Source organism: Bacillus paralicheniformis (assembly GCF_001042485.2).
Lineage (GTDB): Bacteria > Bacillota > Bacilli > Bacillales > Bacillaceae > Bacillus > Bacillus paralicheniformis.
Window position 1 is genome coordinate 311,190 of record NZ_LBMN02000036.1, and the last position, 19,184, is coordinate 330,373.

Sequence of the window (19,184 nt, forward strand, 5' to 3'; positions counted from 1 at the left end):
TCATTATAACAGAGAGTTGATGAGGCAAACAAAAGGCACCCTGAAAAGGATGCCGTTTTGTTCATATTTTGACAGTCTTATTGATGATATCATGGATCAATCTTGCATTTCTTTCAAGAATGTCGGGATGGGACTTGGAGATCATTTGCATATGGGTTCCGGCTCCTTGAACGACTGTAAAGGTTTTGGACGCCGCTTTTTCCCACATCATCATATTTTCATCCCGCTGATTGTCGCTTGACTTGATATAGCTGATATGTCCGTCAATTGCGCCGGTTGTGACTGTGTTTTGTATATATACATAAGACTTCATCACCAAGTCCACTAAATAGTCGCTCAATAATTTCTCTGCATCGCGGTATTTCTCAAGTTCAAATGTTTTGGATATCTCTTCTCTGTATTCCTCCTCTGTGAACTGATGTTTCTCGGCTTTTGTCCGATATTTTGAATCGATGATGATCAAATCTTCGACTTCATATCCTTGCCGGTTCAATTCTTTCGCCACATCAAATGCCAGGATTCCGCCGGATGAATAGCCGATTAATGTGTACGGCCCTTCACCTTGAATGTTTTTAATGATATCCGCGTATTTTCGAACCCTGTTTGCGGATGGAATGAAGTTGAAGCTGTACACCGAATGCTGCTTTAGATACTTGGCCAAGCCCATGTAGGCAATGCCCATCGACGCGGCCGGCGGAAAGCAGAACAGGTTTTTGCCGCCTTCTTCCGCCCTGGTCAGCTGCATGCAATCATCTGTGTAGTCTTTCAGCAGGTCTTGTGCATGCTTCAGAAAATCAGACAGCTCTTTAATGGTCGGCTTGGAGAAAATGTCCTTAAACGGAACTCTGAAGCCAAGCTCTGCATATAGCCTAGAGACAAATGACATGATGTTTAAAGAATTCGCTCCGATATCGAATATGTTGGCGTTGATGCCAATCAGTTCGATATTCAGGATGTCTTCCCAAATGGCGGCCATTTTTTCTTCCAACTCATGTCTTGGAGGCTCATATTCCAGTAAAGCGCCCGCGCTTCGATCTGGCTCTGGAAGGGCCTTCAAGTCGACTTTTCCGTTTGGTGTCAGCGGCAGCTCATCAAGCTTCAGCAAATAGGACGGCACCATATATTCCGGAAGCTCCTTCACCAAAAACGCTTTAATGTCTTCCTGTGTGATGTCTCTTTCGGAAACGACGTATGCGCAAAGAACTTGATCGTTGCTTTGATCTGTTTTGGCGGCAACCGCCGCTTCTTTTATATCGCTGTGCCTTAACAATTGATGCTCGATTTCGCCAAGTTCGATGCGATAGCCCCGAATCTTGACTTGGTGATCGATCCGGCCCAGATACTCAATATGTCCATCCGGCCTCATCCTTGCAAGATCTCCTGTTCGATACATTCTTTCACCCGGTAAAAACGGATTTGGCAGGAATTTTTCAGACGTCAGTTCCGGTTTGTTCAAATAGCCTTTTGCGACTCCGTCTCCGCTGATATACAGCTCTCCGGCAATTCCGACCGGCTGTACTTCCTGACGCTCATCCAGAATATAGAGCTGGACATTGGAGGCCGGCTTGCCGATCGGGACAGAAACTTGCCGGTCCCGTCCGGCATCATATTGATAGATCATGCAGCCGACAACCGTTTCGGTCGGACCGTATTCATTGTAGATTTCAATGTTGTGATGAAATCTCTCCGTGATTTCTTTGGCCAGTTCCGTTTTTAAATCTTCCCCGCCGACGATCAGGCGTTTGATGCTTGATCCGCTGGCACCCATATCTTTGACAAGGCTTAAATGAGACGGGGTTAATTTGACAATCCCGGCTTTTTGGTCTCTGAACACTTTTCGAATCAGCGGTTCCCCGTCCCTGCTATGCTGATACACAATCACCCGGTTGCCTGAGATTAATGGCGTAAATATCGATGTCACCGTTAAATCAAAGGCAATGGATGAGTAGAGGGCAAAATCAAGCTGTTCGCCTTGGACATATACACGGGCAGCCCAGGTAATATAGTTGACCAGCCCTCTTTGCCTGATCATGACCCCTTTTGGTTTTCCTGTGGAACCTGACGTGTAGATGATATATGCAAGGCTGTCGGTGTTACCCGCCGGTTCCAGATTGTCAGCCGGATAACTGCTGAAATCTCCAGTTAATTCGACGGCTTCCTGATGAAGTGTGCCCAAGTCCTGCTTGTGATCCACAAGGATGATGGCCGCTCCGCTATCTTCAAGCATATACTTGATCCTTTCTTCCGGATAATCGGGATCAATCGGCAAATAGGCTCCTCCGGCTTTCAAAATGCCCATGATTCCGACCATCATTTCCGGTGAGCGTTCTGCCATGATGGCGACAATCGTATCCTCTTTGACTCCTTTGTCCCTGAGGTATCTGGCAAGCTGATTTGATTTTTCATTGAGCTCACGGTACGTCAGTTTGTCATTTCCTGAGACAACCGCAGCAAGCTCAGGGGTTTTTTCGGCTTGTTCCTCAAACAGCCGGTGAATCGTCTGATTCGGATATTCCGCTCTCGTGTCATTCCATTCGTACAACAGCCTGTTTCTTTCAGCTTCCGAAAGGACTGTGATGTCGTTTAATGACTGATCTTCATTTTGGACGACCTGTTCCATCACTTGTTGAAGGTGTCCTTTGATACCGGCGATGATGTGGTCATGATAGATATTTCCGTCATAAGTCAATTTGATGACCAAACGTTCGCCCGGGACGGCCACAATATTAAATCCGTAATTTGTTTGTTCTTCGGCGTGAATTTCTTCAAAGATAAAACCAGCACCGCGTTTGCCGCTTGTCTCAAATGCACTCTGATCAACTGCGTAATTTTCGAAAATCAGGATATGATCCAGCAGCTCTCTTTTTAATTCACTGAGCGACTGTACTTCCGACAGATTCATGTCATGATATGTCCTGCCTTCCAAAGCCTGTTCCTGAACGCTTTTGATGAGTTCCTTAAAGCTTTGGCTTTTTTCCAGTCTAATTCTCGTCGGTACAGTGTTGATGAATAATCCGACCATTTTTTCGATTCCGGCTACTTGTGCATCCCTGCCGGAAATGACTGTACCGAATACGACATCATCCGTTTGATTGTACCTTGCCAAAAGCATTCCCCAAATGCATTGTAAAACAGTATGGAGGGTGACATTGTTACGGCTGGCAAGCTCTGTGATCCGGCCGGTTAATTGTTGCGGGAATTCTATGACGGCCTCTTTTCTCTTATATTTCGCATGTCCGGAAGAACTCGCCAAAACCGAAATCGGCGATTTTTCGGTAAAGCCTGATAAATAGTTTCTCCAGTACGCTTTTGGAGCTTCTTTATCCTGTTGCTCTAGCCACCCGATATAATCGCTGTACGGTCTTGCCTCTTCAAGCCGGTGTTTTTGCCCGCCTTCTTTCATATGATACATTTGGAACAGCTCTCCCATAATGATTCCCCGGGACCAGCCGTCAAGCAGAATATGGTGGTTTGTCCATATGAACGTATAACTGTCATCCTCGGTTCTCATTAGCGCGGCTCTGATCAATGGTTCGCTGTTTAAGCGAAAACCTTTCTCCCGATCTGCTTTGCGATACGTTTGAATCACTTGCTCCCGTTCCGCCGGACTCTGCTTTCGCAAGTCATGATAGTCAAGATTGATCTTTCTGTCCTTGATGATCACATTTCTTGGTTCATCCGTTATTTCATACTCGATAGAGGCCTTTAGAATCTCGTGTCTTTCCATGATGTCATTGAACGTTTCTGCAAACAGACGCTCATCGATCAATCCTTTCATATCGATGGCCATTTGTTCAAAGTACGCCTGTGATTCCTTGTCTTCGAGTGCGTGGAACAGCATGCCCCTTTGCATGTTGGCAAGCGGATAGATTTTTTCGATTTCCATCCCTTTATATTTCAGTTTGATTTCCTCAAGCTGATCTAAGCTGATGCCTTTGTCTCCGTAATCGGACGGCGTTTTTTCCGTCTCTTCTCGTTCCGCGCAGTGGCGAATGACCGCTTTCAAGGCTTCTTTATATTTTTGAGCAAAAGTTCTGACGACGTCTTCACTGTATGCTCTTGTGTTATAGGTCGTTTGAATGGCCAGTTGTCCCCTGAAGACCACCGCATTGATTTCGAGTGGATGTTCTCTAGTGATGCCCTTTCCGGCTGCTTCTCCCGGCGACAGGTGTGATGAAGAAAATTCTCTGCTGTTGATGTCTTCATCAAGCTGTCCCAGGTAATTGAACAAGATTGGTGATGTTGCGCCTTTTGCGATCTCACTGTCCCGGGTGAGATACTTTAAAATTCCGTAGCCGATGCCTTTGTTCGGCACGTTTCGCAAGTGCTCTTTCACCATTTTAATCGTTCTGGACATGTCTGTTTCTTGTCCCAAATCGATGAATACCGGGTATTTCGAGGTAAACCAGCCGACCGTTCTGCTGATATCGATGCCATCTGCCACCTGTTCTCTTCCATGCCCCTCCAGCATGATTCTTAATTTATTTTGCCCGGTCATATCTCTTGCCGCCACCAGAAGCGCAGCGATCAGAAGATCGTTGATTTCGGTACGGTAAGCTTGGTTTGTTTCTCTTAAAAGCCGCGCTGTCTCCTCTTTTTCGAGTTCCGTGCTGAATGTTTTGCTGTCCTCAACTTTGAAGACACCTGCATCTTCATTCATTTCCAGGAATTTGACGTCTTCACAAACGGCCTTCAGCCAATACTGTTTTTCACCAAGCAGTTTTTCAGTTTTTGAATATTCCTTGATGTGATGTGCATATTCCTGGTAGGAAGCTGTTTTTGGATAGAACTCGACTTTTTCCCCATTTGATAACTGACTGTACCCCAGCGCCAAATCTTCAAATAATATTCTCCAGGAGATACCGTCGACCACAAGGTGATGGATGATGATCAGCAGGTGATCCCCATTATTCGTTTTGAAGAGCGCCAGTTTAACCAGAGGGCCGGTTTTAATATCGATGCTTTGCTGAAGCTCCGTTGCCAATTGGTACACTTTCTGTGGCTGGTCGTTTTCGCTCGAGACATCATAGACAAATAGGTCAAACAGCTTTTTGCCCGGTCCCCGGTTGTACTGAATGATCTTTCCGCCTTCTTCTCTAAACACCGTCCGGAGTGCATCGTGATGTTGGATGATTTCTCTGAATACACGTTTGACGATGCTCTCGTCGAATCCGTTTTTCCTATAAAGTATAACCGCATGGTTGTAATGGTTCCTGTCCGTTTTGTTCAACGAGAAATACTCTTGTTGAATCGGAGTCAAGAGAACCTCGCCCTCTACCGTTTCATATGATGCTGATTTGTCGGTTTCGGCCTTGACATATCGGCTCAAAGACTTGATTTGCGGATTTGCAAACAGATCTTTCATTTCTAGCGACAGGCCTTCTCTTGATAATCTTGAGATCATTTGCAGCGCTTTGATGGAATCGCCGCCTGCTGCAAAAAAGTGATGAGTGATCCCGATCTTGTCAATGCCAAGCACATCTTCCCATATTTGAACAAGCTTTTCTTCCGTCTCGTTCCGCGGCGGTTCGTATTCCGTCTCTTTTCCCGGCTGCGGTTCAGGCAATGCGGTTGTATCGATCTTTCCGTTGGCTGAAAGCGGCATCTTCTCAATTTGGACAAATGAAGACGGAATCATATATTCTGGAAGCTCGCGCATCAGATACGTCCTGATGTCCTCGAACGGTAATTCGGCGTTTGCTGTGAAATAGGCGCACAGCTGTTTTGCACCTTTATGGTCTTCCCTTGCAGCAATAAAGGCTTCCTTGATATCATCATGAGCCAACAGCCTGTTTTTGATTTCTTCCGGTTCGATTCTGTAGCCCCTTACCTTTACTTGGCTGTCCATCCGTCCTGCAAGTTCGATATTTCCATCGCTCAGCCTTCTGGCAAGGTCCCCGGTCCTGTACATTTTTGTATGCGGTGCAAACGGATCTTCGACGAATTTTTCTTTCGTGATATCCGGTTTGTTTACATAGCCGCCTGTCACTCCGGCGCCTGCGATGCAGAGCTCTCCGTACACACCTTCCGGAAGCAGTTTCATATTTTCATCAAGCACATATGCATTCGTATTATGGATCGGAGTGCCGATAACCGGATATTCTTTGAAAGAATTGAGGTGTTCCGGGTCGATCACTTTAAAGACTGAGCCGATTGTCGTTTCCGTCGGGCCATAATGATTCATGACCACATGATCCGGATATTGGTTGTAAAATGTCTCAACATCCCTTGTATTGATCATCTCCCCGCCCAAGACGACCAGCCTGAGAGTAGCACAAGGTTTTTCGGCGGAAAAGCCCGGATCATTGACAAAAATGTTAAACAGAGACGGCGTCAGTTTGATATAGGTGATGCCGTTTTCTTTGATATACTTTAAAGCCCGGTGCGCATTTGTATAGCATTCTTTTCGTGCGATATGCAGTTCGCTTCCGCTTAACAGCGCCGAAAAGATGCTCGTATAGCCCAAATCGAACGCATATGAAGACACAAGCATGGCTTTGTCGTTTTCTGTAAGACTCGCTTCCTTCATAAACCATGCTGTATAATTCACCACATTCCCGTGTCTGACAAATACGCCTTTCGGCTTTCCGGTGGAGCCTGATGTGTATATAATATATGCATTCTGATCGGCTGCACCCGATGTAGACAGGTTTGACGCGGCCTTCGCATCAATCAAACCGTCGGCAACATTGACGATTTCTCCAGCGAACGCGACGTTTTCTTTGACAGAGCCTTTGACAAGCAATATTGCAGCTCTGCTGTCACTTAAAATCTCATTCGTCCGTTTGGCCAATTGCTCCGACTCGATCGGCACGTAAGCCGCTCCGGCTTTCAGTACCGCCATCATGGAAATGATCATCTCAAGCGATGGTTCAATCATGATCGCTACAGGTGCACCGGCGCTTGCTCCTTTGTCTCTCAAAAGCCTTGCCAATTGATTTGCTTTTTCGTTCAGTTCCCTGTACGTCAGCTTTTCATCCGCAAAGACCACCGCTGTTTGCTCCGGCGTTTTGCCAGCCTGATGCTCAAACAGCTGATGAACCGTTTGATCTTTAGGGTAATCTGTTCGTTGTCCTTGATTCTGATCCCGAAGCACTCTGATTTCTTCATCTGACAGCATGTTCACGTCGCTCAACGGCATTTGCGGATCGTTTGCCGCTTCCTTTAAAATATTGATCAAATGGCCCGCCATTCTTTCAATCGTGGACCGCTTAAACAATTTTGTACTGTAGTTGAAAACACATTGAATGCCTTCATTTGTCTCAGCGGCTGTCAGCGTCAAATCAAATTTTGAGATGTTCACCTCGGTTTGGAGTGGCTGGAATATCAAGCCATCGATGTCCGCTTCATCGCCGTCGAAGTTTTGCAGAACAAGCATGGTATCAAACAGCGGGTGTCTGCTCATATCCCGTTTGACATCAAGTTTTTCAACCAGTTCATCAAATGGATAGTCTTGATTTTCATAAGCTTTCAGCGCCGTTTCTTTAACCTCTTTTAAATAATCGGCAAATGGCATGTCTCCTATTGGATGGTTCCTCATCGCCAGCGTGTTGATAAACACTCCGATGACATGTTTCAAATCGCTGTGATGCCTTCCCGCGATCGGTGAGCCGACAACGATATCCTCCTGGCCTGTATACTTCGCCAAGAGCGTTGTGTATCCCGCCAAAAGCAACATATACATCGTCGCGCCGTTCTCTTTCGCCAGTTTGTTCAGCATGGCGGACGTTTCGCCGTCTATTTCAAACTGAACGATATCTCCTTCAATCGAACGCTTTTGCGGACGTTTTTCATCCGCCGGCAAATTCAGCACCGGCACTTCACCTTGAAAAACGTTGAGCCAGTAGTCTTCCTGGCGTTTAATCTCATCTTTTTGATAAAAAAGTTTTTGCCATTCTGAAAAGTCTTTGTACTGAATCGTTAACGGCTGCAATGTTTTCCCCTCATACAACTCGGCCAGTTCTCTTGTGAAAATGGCCATGGATACCCCGTCTGAAATGATATGGTGCATGTCGAACATCAGTACATGTTCATCGCCACTCGCTTTTAATACTTCCACTCTTAAAAGCGGCGCTTTTTCCAAAGCAAACGGCTTGATGAACGCTTTGATTTTTTCTTCCAGCCGGTCCTGCCCGAGTCGTCCGTACTTCACTTTAAAATCGACTTCTTTTTCGATTTTTTGTACAGGTTCGCCGTCAACCATCACAAAGGCCGTCCTCAAGGCTTCATGTCTTTCTATCAATTGCCGAAAAGCATCCTCGAACCGGTCGACATCAAAATCTCCTGCAATTTTCATGGCGAAAGGCATGTTGTAAGAGAGGCCGCCTGGTTCGATTTGATTAAGGATATACAGCCTTCTTTGTGCGGATGACAATGCGTAATACTCTTTCTCTTCCGCTTGTGTGATGGACGCATAAGGGCTTTCTTTCATGGATTCGATAAAATCACCGATGTCTTTGATTGTTGGTGTTTCGAATATTTGTCTTAAAGGGACTTCAATCTTCATTTCTTTATGCAATTTTGCAGTCAATGCCGCAGCTTTTAAGGAATGGCCGCCAAGTTCAAAGAAATTGTGGCTGATTCCGATGTTTTCGATCCCTAAAACGTCCTCCCAGATTGAGACAAGCTTTTCCTCTGTGCGGTTCCTCGGTGCTTCGTACGTCGCTTCACTGATTGTGCCGCTAGGTTCAGGGAGCGCTTTTCTGTCGATTTTGCCGTTTGCCGTAAGCGGCAATTGATCGAGCTTGACAAAGTATGACGGCACCATGTAATCCGGCAGTTCCTTTAACAAGCATTTTCTGACGTCTGCAACGCCGGCCGTTTTGTCCGCGACGATATATGCGCATAGGTATTTTCCGCCGGCTTGATCTTCCCGCGCCATAACTGCCGCCGCGTCAATGCCTTCTATTTTCAGCAATTGGTTTTCGATTTCGCTCAGTTCGATTCTGAATCCGCGGATTTTGACTTGGTGGTCGATTCTTCCTAAATATTCGATTTGGCCATCAGGTAAAAATCTTGCGAGATCCCCCGTCCTGTACATGTTTTCTCCTAGAACAAACGGGTTTGGAACAAATTTTCCAAGCGTGAGGTCAGGTCTGTTTAAGTATCCGCGGGCAAGGCCTTCCCCGCTCAGACAAAGTTCACCGGGTGTGCCCAACGGCAGCAGTTGCTGGTTGTGATTTAAAATATAAGCCTTGTGATTGCTGATCGGCCGGCCGATGACGACTTTTTCGTCATCTTTTTGCAGCTCGCCCCGCGTTGAGCAAACGCTGTTTTCCGTCGGTCCGTATTCATTAAACAATTTGACGTTCGGCAGCTTTTCAAAATGCTGCCGGATCAGACTTTCATTGAAGCCTTCCCCTGCGACCGTGATAAATCTTAAATCCTCTAAAGGCTGCTCAATCGTGTCGAGCAGGCTTAGATAAAAGCTCGGAACGGCCAGCAAGTTTGTCGCTTTATGCGTTCGCAACACACCGATGATCTCACGCGGATTCATCCGCAAATCTCTAATTAAAACCAGCTTCGCCCCAGATATAAGCGTCGTGAAAATATCTTCAACAGAACTGTCAAATGAAAAGGACGGCACTTGAAGTGTGGCATCGGCTGTACTGTAGCCATACGATTGTTTCCTCCAATAAAGCGTATTAACAATTGATTGATGGTTGACCATGACACCCTTCGGCTTTCCGGTCGAACCTGAGGTATAGATGACATAAGCCATGTCAGAAGAACCGCTCGTGTGCTCTAAGTTCTCTGTGGCTTTGTCTTTTGTCAGCCCTTTTTCGTTCATATCGATACAGGTGAGATCAACGTCAATCTGTTTGTCCGCCTTTTTCAGCAGGATGCTGATGCCGCTGTCTTCGATCATGTATCTGATCCGGTCTTCCGGATATTCGGGATCGATCGGCAAGTATGCGCCTCCGGCCTTCAGCACCGCCAGCATTCCGACAATCATCTCCACAGAACGCTCCGCCATAACGCCGACGATCATGTCAGGTTTTACGCCTTTTTCCCTTAACAGTCCCGCCAGCTGATTTGACCTTTCATTCAGTGCTTTGTACGAGAGCTTCTCCTTTTCAAATACGACCGCAGTATGCCCAGGCGTCCGTTCCGCCTGTTCTTCAAATAATTGATGGATCGTTTTATTCCTTGGATAATCTGCGTTTGTCCGGTTGAACTCATATAGAAGCGTCTTTCTTTCTTCCTCCGCCAGCATGTCAATCTCTGCGATTTTCCGGTTCTCATTTGCCGTCACTTGCTCAGCGACCCTTTTGATATGACCTTCGATATTGTTGATGATATCCCTGTCATAGACATTGCCGTCATATGTCAAAACAAGGGTGAGCTCTTCGCCAGGAGTCACCGACATGCTAAAGCTGTAATTGCTTTGTTCCGCAGCGCTGATCTCATTCACCTTAAAGCCTGTCTTCATTTGACTCTCTTCAAAGTCCTGTTCATCAGTTTCATAGTTCTCAAATACGAGAATATGATCGATCAGATCTTTCTTTAAGCTGCTCAAAGCCTGGACTTCAGCGAGATTCATATAGTTGTAGCGGTTGCTTTGAATCGCATCTTCCTGAACCTTTTGCAAACATTCGTTAAAACGCGCCTGCTCATTGAATCTGATTCTTGTCGGGATGGTGTTGATAAACAGACCGATCATGTCTTCGATTCCGTCTACGTTTGCTTCCCTGCCCGATACGACCGTTCCAAACACGACATCATCGATCTTATTATATTTCGTAAGCATCAAGCCCCAAATCGTTTGAATCACCGTATGAAGCGTAACGCTGTTTTTAGCAGCGAGCGCCTTCAATTGTTTTGTCAGCTGTTTTGACAAATGGATGACCTTCTCCCGGCGGTCATACAGGCTGCTTTTTTTGCGTTTTGTTAATGTAGGCAGCTGTGCCTGTTCCTCATACCCTTTTAAATATTCGCGCCAATATTGACGGCCCTCTTCCTGATCCTGTCTTTCAAGCCACTTAATATAATCGCTGTACGGCTTCGTCTCCTTTAATGGACTGGCTTTGCCGTTCATCCGGTTTTCGTAGATGACAAACAGCTCACGCATGATGATGCCAAGGCACCAGCCATCGAGTAAAATATGGTGATGGCTCCAGACAAGCCGGTACGAGCGCTCCGCCGTTTTCAGCAAGTAAGCCCTCATTAACACATCTCTGCTTAAATCAAAGCCTTTTTTTCGATCTTCATTGATCAATCTCTCAATGAACATTTCCTGTTGCTGTGCGGAGCTTTTCGCGATATTGAAATAGGTGAAATCGATGCTGCGGTTTTCGATGATGATCTGCCTCGGTTCTTCAACAATTTCATATTCATAAGAGGCCCTTAAGATTTCATGCCGTTTCATGATGTCATTAAAGCTTGCCTCAAGAATCGCCGGATCGACATATCCTTCAATATCCATGACCGTCTGCTGAAAATATGCATCTGAGGTATGATCCTCGATGGCATGGAACAGCATACCTTTTTGCATGTTGGCAAGCGGATAGATTTTTTCAATGACGCTACTGTATTTTCCTTTGATTTCTTCAAGTTCGTCTAAACTGATATTTGTATCTCCATAGTCGGACGGCGTTCTTTCGCTTTCCGTCTGTTGCGTGCAGTGCTTAATGATTTGTTCCAGGCGTTCTTTTAATTGATGATTCAGCCGGCTGATCGTATCTTTTTCGTATTCCATTTGATTAAAGGTTGTATGAATCACCAGCTCATGATGAATCACGATGGCGTTGATTTCGATAGAATGACTTCTCGCGATTTTTCCGCCGATGCTTTCCCCTTCGGAGAAGCTTGAGCCGGAAAATTCGCCGCGGTTCATGTCGGCATCGATCTCGCCTAAATAGTTAAATGAAATCCGGGCCTTTTCTTCGTTGATAAAATCCGGGTCTTCAGCCATATACTTTAAGAGTCCGTAGCCGATTCCTTTATTCGGTATTTTTCTCAACGTTTCTTTGACCATTTTGATATGTTGGGAGAGGGCTTTTTCTTCTCCTGCATCAAGAAGCACCGGATACATCGTCGTAAACCAGCCGATTGTTCTCGTGATGTCAACGCCTTCTAAAATATCTTCCCTGCCGTGGCCTTCCATCATGACCTTCAGTTTGTTTTCCCCTGTGATGTCCTTTGCTCCGGTTAGTAATGCCGTTAACAAAATATCGTTGATTTCGGTGTTGTAGGCTCTGTTCGTGTTTCGCAAAAGGTCCGCTGTTGCCTCTTTGCCGAGCTTGATGCTCAACGTCGTGCTGTTTTCGTATACATCTTCCTTTAATATGTTCTTTGGCGGAATAAACCGGACACGTGCCTTGGCAACGTTCCGCCAATATTTGGCTTCCTTCAATAAGGTTCGGCTGCGGGCGTATGCTTTTAACCTGCGGGCGAATTCTTGATAGGAATCCGTTTTGTAGCCGATCTCGAGCGTTTGCCCCTTTAATGCCTGACTGTACAATGTTTCGAAGTCCTCGAACAGTATTCTCCACGATACACCGTCGACGACAAGGTGATGGATTACAATGAGCAGGTGGTCGCCCTCATCAGCCCGGAAGATGCCGAGATGAACAAGTTTTCCTTTTCTGATCGATGTTTGTTTTTGAATGCTTGTCGCCAGCTCATACACCTTTTCCGCTTGACGATCAAGCCCTCTTACATCATAAACATCCAGGTCGAACAGGTCTTTCTGAAAGCTTCTGTTGTACTGAATGAAGTCCCCGCCTTTTTCCTCATAGATCATCCTTAACGCGTCGTGCTGCTCCATTATTTTATTGAAAGTCTTTTTAACACAGCTTTCGTCAAATCCGCCCTTTCTGAAGAGCACAAATGACTGGTTAAAGTGATCCAGCTCTTCTTTGTTATTAGTAAAATACCATTTTTGGATCGGAGTGAGTTCTGCATGTCCCGTGACGATTGTATTGGCATTTTGCCTCTGTGATTGTTTTTTAACATACTTGGAAAGATCCTTGATTCTCGGATTGGCGAACAGATCCTTCATTTCAAGCTTCAGGCCAAGCCTGGACAGCCTTGAGACGATTTGCAACGCCTTGATCGAATCTCCTCCTGCTGCAAAGAAGTGATGGCTGATACCGATGTCTCCGGCACCGAGAACATCCCTCCAGATGTCAACGAGCTTAGCTTCTGTGTCATCCCGCGGTGCTTCGTATTCCGCTCCTGTTGCGACATGTCTGTCAGGTGCAGGGAGGGCTTTTCGATCGACTTTATCGTTTGCGGTGAGCGGCAGCTTATCCAGTCTGACAAAATAAGCCGGAATCATATAGTGAGGGAGCTCTTTTTCGAGCCATTCACTGAGCTCGGTTGATGTCCAGTCTTCTTTGGAGACGATATAAGCGCACAAATAATCGCTGTTGTCATCGTCCTTCCTGGCTATAACCGCCGCTTCGTCGATTTTGTCAAGCTTGAGCAATTGATTCTCGATTTCTCCCAGTTCAATCCGGTATCCGCGTATTTTCACCTGATGGTCTATTCTTCCTAAAAACTCGAGATGTCCACCGGGCAGCCATCTGGCCAGATCACCCGTCCGGTACAATCTTTCCCCTGATACAAACGGATGTGAAATAAACTTTTCGGCTGTCAGTTCCGGCCGGTTTAAATACCCGCGTGCAAGACTGATTCCGCCGACGCAAAGCTCTCCAACAACGCCTGTCGGCACAGGCTTCTGGTTTTGATCCAATACATATACGTTTGTATTGTCAATCGGACTGCCGATATGAGGACGACCGGATCCTCCGTAAACCCCCGCCGTTGCACAGACCGTCGTTTCCGTCGGTCCGTAGGCATTGATAAACAGCCGATTTCCGAACCACCTTTTTGCGAGTTCTTCAGTGCAGGCAGAGCCCGCGGAAACGATCACTTTGAGGTTTTCCAATCTGAATTCATCCAACACATTCAGAACGGTCGGCGGCAAAGTCGCATGAGTGATGTCATACTGTCTTAGAAAGCTTGTTAACGGCTGCCCCGGCATCATTTCCTCCTGCCGTCCCAACACTAAAGCCGCCCCGGCTGCCAGCGCCGGAAAGATTTCAAATACTGACGCATCAAATGATAGTGAAGCAAATTGAATCACTCTGCTGTCCGTGTTTAAATGCATCAATTTGACAACTGCTGAAACAAGATTGCTCAGCCCTTTTTGTTCGATTAAGACGCCCTTCGGTTTTCCTGTGGACCCTGAAGTATAGATGATGTAAGCCAAATCCCCACTATGGCTGACAGTCTCCAATTGAGCCGCATCCAGGGCGGCAATTTGTTTGTCGTGAATATCAATGTTGATCATGCCGGCCTCTTTGATAAAGGACCGTTTTTTGATGAGCGCCTCTTCCGACAGAAGAAACTTTGTTTGGCTGTCGCCTAGGATGTATTTGATCCTGTCTTCAGGATATGCCGGATCAAGCGGCAGGTACGCGCCTCCGGCCTTCAAAATTCCCAGAAGGCCGATGATCATCTCGGGAGAGCGGTCCACCATGATGCCGACGGCTGTGTTCGGTTTAACCCCTTTGTCTCTTAAAAACCGGGCCAGCTGATTTGACCTCTCATGCAATTGTCGATATGTCAGCTTTTGATCTTCAAACACGACCGCGGTTTGGTCAGGCGATGTCTCCGCCCGCTCCGCAAACAGCCGGCAAATGGTTTTGTCTATTGGAGCATCAGTTTTCGTATCATTAAACCGATATAACAATGTGTTTTTTTCGTCTTCTGACATGGCCTCTATTTGATCAAGCCGCATGTCCGGCCGATTGGAAATATCCTCTAAAGCACGGACGAAATGCGCCGCCATCCTTTCGACCGTTTCTCTTTTAAACAGCTTTGTACAGTATTCCAAATCAAATTCGATCTTCGAGTCTTTTTCGATTGCCGATAAAGTGAGGTCAAATTTTGAAATATGGATGTCGCTTTCAAACGGTTCAAATGTGAGCCCTTCTATTTCAGCATCCGCTTTTTCCAAGTTTTGCAGGACAAACATCGTATCAAACAGCGGATTTCTGCTCATGTCGCGTTCAAGGTCAAGCTGTTCGACAAGATCGTCAAATTGATAATCTTGGTTTTCATACGCCTTCAGCGCCGTCTCTTTTACATCTTGCAAAAATTCAGCGAATGTCTTGTCGCCCTTCGGATGATTTCTCATCGCCAGCGTATTGACAAACATTCCGATTACATGTTTCAGCTCGTGATGTTTTCTTCCTTGAATCGGCGTTCCGATAATCAAATCTTCCTGTCCGCTATATGTTCTAAGCAAAACCGTATACGCCGCCAGAAGAAGCATATACATGGTCGCTCCGTTGTTTTTGGCGATCCGCTTGAGCTTCTTCGTCAATTCGCCGTCGATTGCAAAACCGATTCTATCGCCTTCAACACTGTGCATTTGCGGCCTCGGGTAATCCGTCGGCATGTTGAGGACTGGAATCTCGCCTTTGAAAATATTGAGCCAGTACTCTTTTTGCCTTTTCATCTCATCTTTTTGATAAAAAGCCCTTTGCCATTCTGAATAGTCTTTATATTGGAGGCTGAGCGGCTCCAGTTCTTTTCCGCCGTACAAATCGCAAATTTCTTTTGTCAAAACCCCCATCGATGCGCCGTCAGAAATGATATGGTGCATATCAAACAGAATGATATGTTCCTCGTCGTCAACCTTGACCACCTCTGTTCTAAAAAGCGGGGCCTTTTTCAAATCAAACGGTCTGACAAATTGTTTGATGATCTCTTGAATGGATAGAGACTCTATTTCGCTGGATTTGATGCTGAAATCTACTTCTTTTTCAATCTTTTGAACTGGCTCTCCATCCGCCATCAAGAAGGACGTTCTAAGCGCTTCATGTCTTTGAATGACAATTTGCAATGCGTTCTCAAACCGGCGTATATCGAAGGAACCCTTGACTTTCATGGTAAAAGGGATGTTGTAGGACAATCCGCTCCCTTCGATTTGACCTAGAATGTACAGTCTTTTTTGCGCGGATGAAAGACGATAGTATTCTTTTTCTTCCACTTTTTTAATAGATGAATCAACACTATCTTTTGTCGATCTGATATATTCTCCCAATCCTTTGATTGTCGGTGTTTTAAAGATTTGCCCAAGAGGGATTTCCGCTTTGAGCTCCTTTCGGATTCTTGCCGCCATCGCGGCCGCTTTGAGAGAATGTCCCCCCAGCTCGAAGAAATGATCGTTGATACCGGCCTTTTCCACCTTTAAAATATCACGCCAAATTGCTGCCAGCTTTTCTTCCGTTTCATTTCGCGGCGCCTCATACTCACTTTCCGCTCCCATCGTTCTGTCCGGCTCAGGCAGGGCTTTTCTGTCCACTTTCCCGTTTTTGGTGAGCGGCAGCTTGTCCATGTTCACGAAATAGGCGGGAATCATATAATCCGGAAGCTTTTCACCTAAAAACCCTTTCAGCTCATCAAGGGAAATCTCACGCTTTGCCGTGATATAGGCGCAAATGTACGGGCGGTTCTCTCCGTCTTCTCTGACGGTAACGATCGTCTCGTTGATGTCTTCATGCATCTCCAGCCGGCTTTCGATTTCGCCGAGTTCGATCCTGAAGCCGCGGATTTTCACCTGATGGTCGATTCGGCCGATGAATTCGATGTTGCCATCAGGCAGCCATTTCGCTAAATCGCCCGTCTTGTACAGCCTTTCTCCCGGCATAAACGGATGCGGGATGAATTTTTCCGCCGTCAGTTCCTCGCGGTTTAAATATCCTTTGCTTAAACCATCGCCTGCGATGCACAGCTCTCCGGGAACCCCGATCGGCACGAGCTTGCCGGCTTCATCCATGATCAAGACCGACGTATTCGCCAGCGGGCTGCCGATCGGGATTGTATCGGCTTTTTCATCTATTTCATTGATGAAATAATATGTCGCATATACCGTGCTTTCCGTCGGGCCGTAAACATGAATCAATTTATCCCGGCCGGCATGATCCAACACTTTTCTCACATGCGGTATCGACGCTCTTTCCCCGCCGAAAAGGATTTTCCGCAGCTTGGCAAGGCAGCCGATATTGATGTCGGCGAGCGTATTGAACAGCGCTGTCGTAATGAACATCACGCTGACTTGTTCTTTTTTTATCACTTCGGCCAGCTCATGTGTATTCAAGACCGTCTCTTTTTCGATCAGGACGAGTGAGGCTCCGTTTAAGAGAGCGCCGAAGATGTCGAACACCGATCCGTCAAACGAATAGTTGGACAGCTGGAGAATGGCGTCATCTTCAGTGATGTCGATATAATTGGTGTTTTTAACGACTCTTGCCGCACTGTAATGCGGGGTGACGACGCCTTTTGGCATTCCCGTAGATCCTGATGTGTAGATGATATAGGCGGTATCGCCGGAATCATTGACAGAACTGAGCGGTTCTTTACTGAATCCGTCTGAAGCCCCTTTGTCCAGATGAACGATGTCAGCCTCACAATCGATTCCGTCTGCCGCTTTTCCTTGTGTAAGCAGTACCGCGGCTTTTGTGTCTTCGAGCATGAAGGCCATTCTGTCTTTAGGCGTTTCAGGGTCGATTGGCAGATATGCGCCGCCCGCTTTTAAAATCCCGATGATGCCGATGATCATCTCAAAGGAGCGGTCCGCGATGATCGCGGCAATCGAGCCTCTCCCGATACCCTTTTCCCTGAGGAGTCTCGCGGTTTGGTTTGCTTTCTTATTCAGCTCTCTATAGGTCATGCGCTGAGCACCGAACACAAGAGCCGTCTGGTCAGGCGTCTTCATGGCCTGTTCCTCAAAGAGCTCATGAAGCGGCTTGTCTTTCGGGTAATCCGTTTTTGTATCGTTGAATATGTGTAAAATCCTCTGTTGTTCTTCTTTTGACACAAGGTTGATGTCTTGTAATGTTTGTGCCTCATCTTCCGCCACTTGTTCTGCGACGGTGATGATATGCTTTTCTAATGTTTCGATGATGGTGTCGTCATATACATTTTCATCATAGATGAAGAGCAGCTTTAATTGATCGTCAAGAGCCGCGGAAATGCTGAAATGATAATTGGTCTGTTCTTCCCCGCTGACATTCACCATTTCAAAACCTACATCATTTTTTTCTTCAAACGCTTTTTGGTCAACGGCATAGTTTTCAAAGACCATGACATGGTCGATCAAATCATTTTTCAACTCGCTTAGCGCTTGAACCTCCGCTAAATTCATGTAATTGTAGCGGCTGCTTTCTAAAGCGTCGGCTTGGGTTTGGCGCAGAACATCTTTAAAAAGCTTGTCTTTGCCCAGCCTGATTCTGGTCGGGATGGTGTTGATGAAGACGCCGACCATTGTTTCTATACCTTCCACTTCGGCATCTCTGCCGGAAACAACGGTTCCGAACACCACATCCTCGCTGTTGTTGTATTTCGCCAAAATCACGCCCCAAATGCTTTGCAGCACGGTATTGATCGTTACATGATTCTGGTTGGCCAATTTGATGAGGCGATTTGTCAATTCTTTGGAACATTCAATCGTTTTCTCTCTTCTTTTAAAACCCGTCTCAGAAGGTGTGCGAAGCTTTGGAAGCGAATTTTTTTGATCATAGCCGCTCAAATAGCTCTCCCAATAGCTCTGAGCTTCTTCTTTATCCTGATCCTCCAGCCATTTGATATAATCGCTGTACGGCCTCGGGTCTTCCAATTGATGATGTTGGCCTTTCCGCTTCATTTCATATATCGTCAACAGCTCATCCAGGATGATGCCAAGGCACCATCCGTCAAGCAAAATGTGATGATACGTCCAGACAAATTGATACGAATCGTCAGACGTTCTGATGAGACAAGCTCTCATCAACGTATCTTTGGCTAAGTCAAAACCCTTTTGTCTATCTTCTGCCAAATATCTCTCCAAAACGCCGTCTTGATCATGCCGGCCTCGTATATCAAGATAGTCAAACTTCATGTGCCGATCTTTGATAATGACGTGCAGCGGCTCATCCAATCTGTGATGAAATGATGCTCTTAGGATCTCATGCCTTTTCATGACTTCATTTAGGCTTTCTTCAAACATCCGCTCATCCACATCACCTTTTAATTCAATGATGAACTGCTCAAAATATGCGTGTGACGCTTCGTCTTTCATGGCATGAAACAGCATTCCTTTTTGCATGTTTGATAACGGATATATTTTCTCAACTTTTGTTTTCATATCGTCATCTCATCTCCTAGAATTCCTTTTGTTTTCAGATCCA

At 46.1% G+C, this 19,184-nt stretch carries 1 protein-coding gene; it reads right to left on the reverse strand.

The annotated features are described in order from the left end of the window. Positions 1-61: 61 nt before the first annotated feature. Entirely contained in the window at positions 62-19,141 is a 19,080-nt protein-coding gene (bacC, locus tag ACH97_RS20590; protein WP_057957861.1) for a bacitracin non-ribosomal peptide synthetase BacC, read from the reverse strand. Between the last annotated feature and the right edge of the window lie 43 nt (positions 19,142-19,184).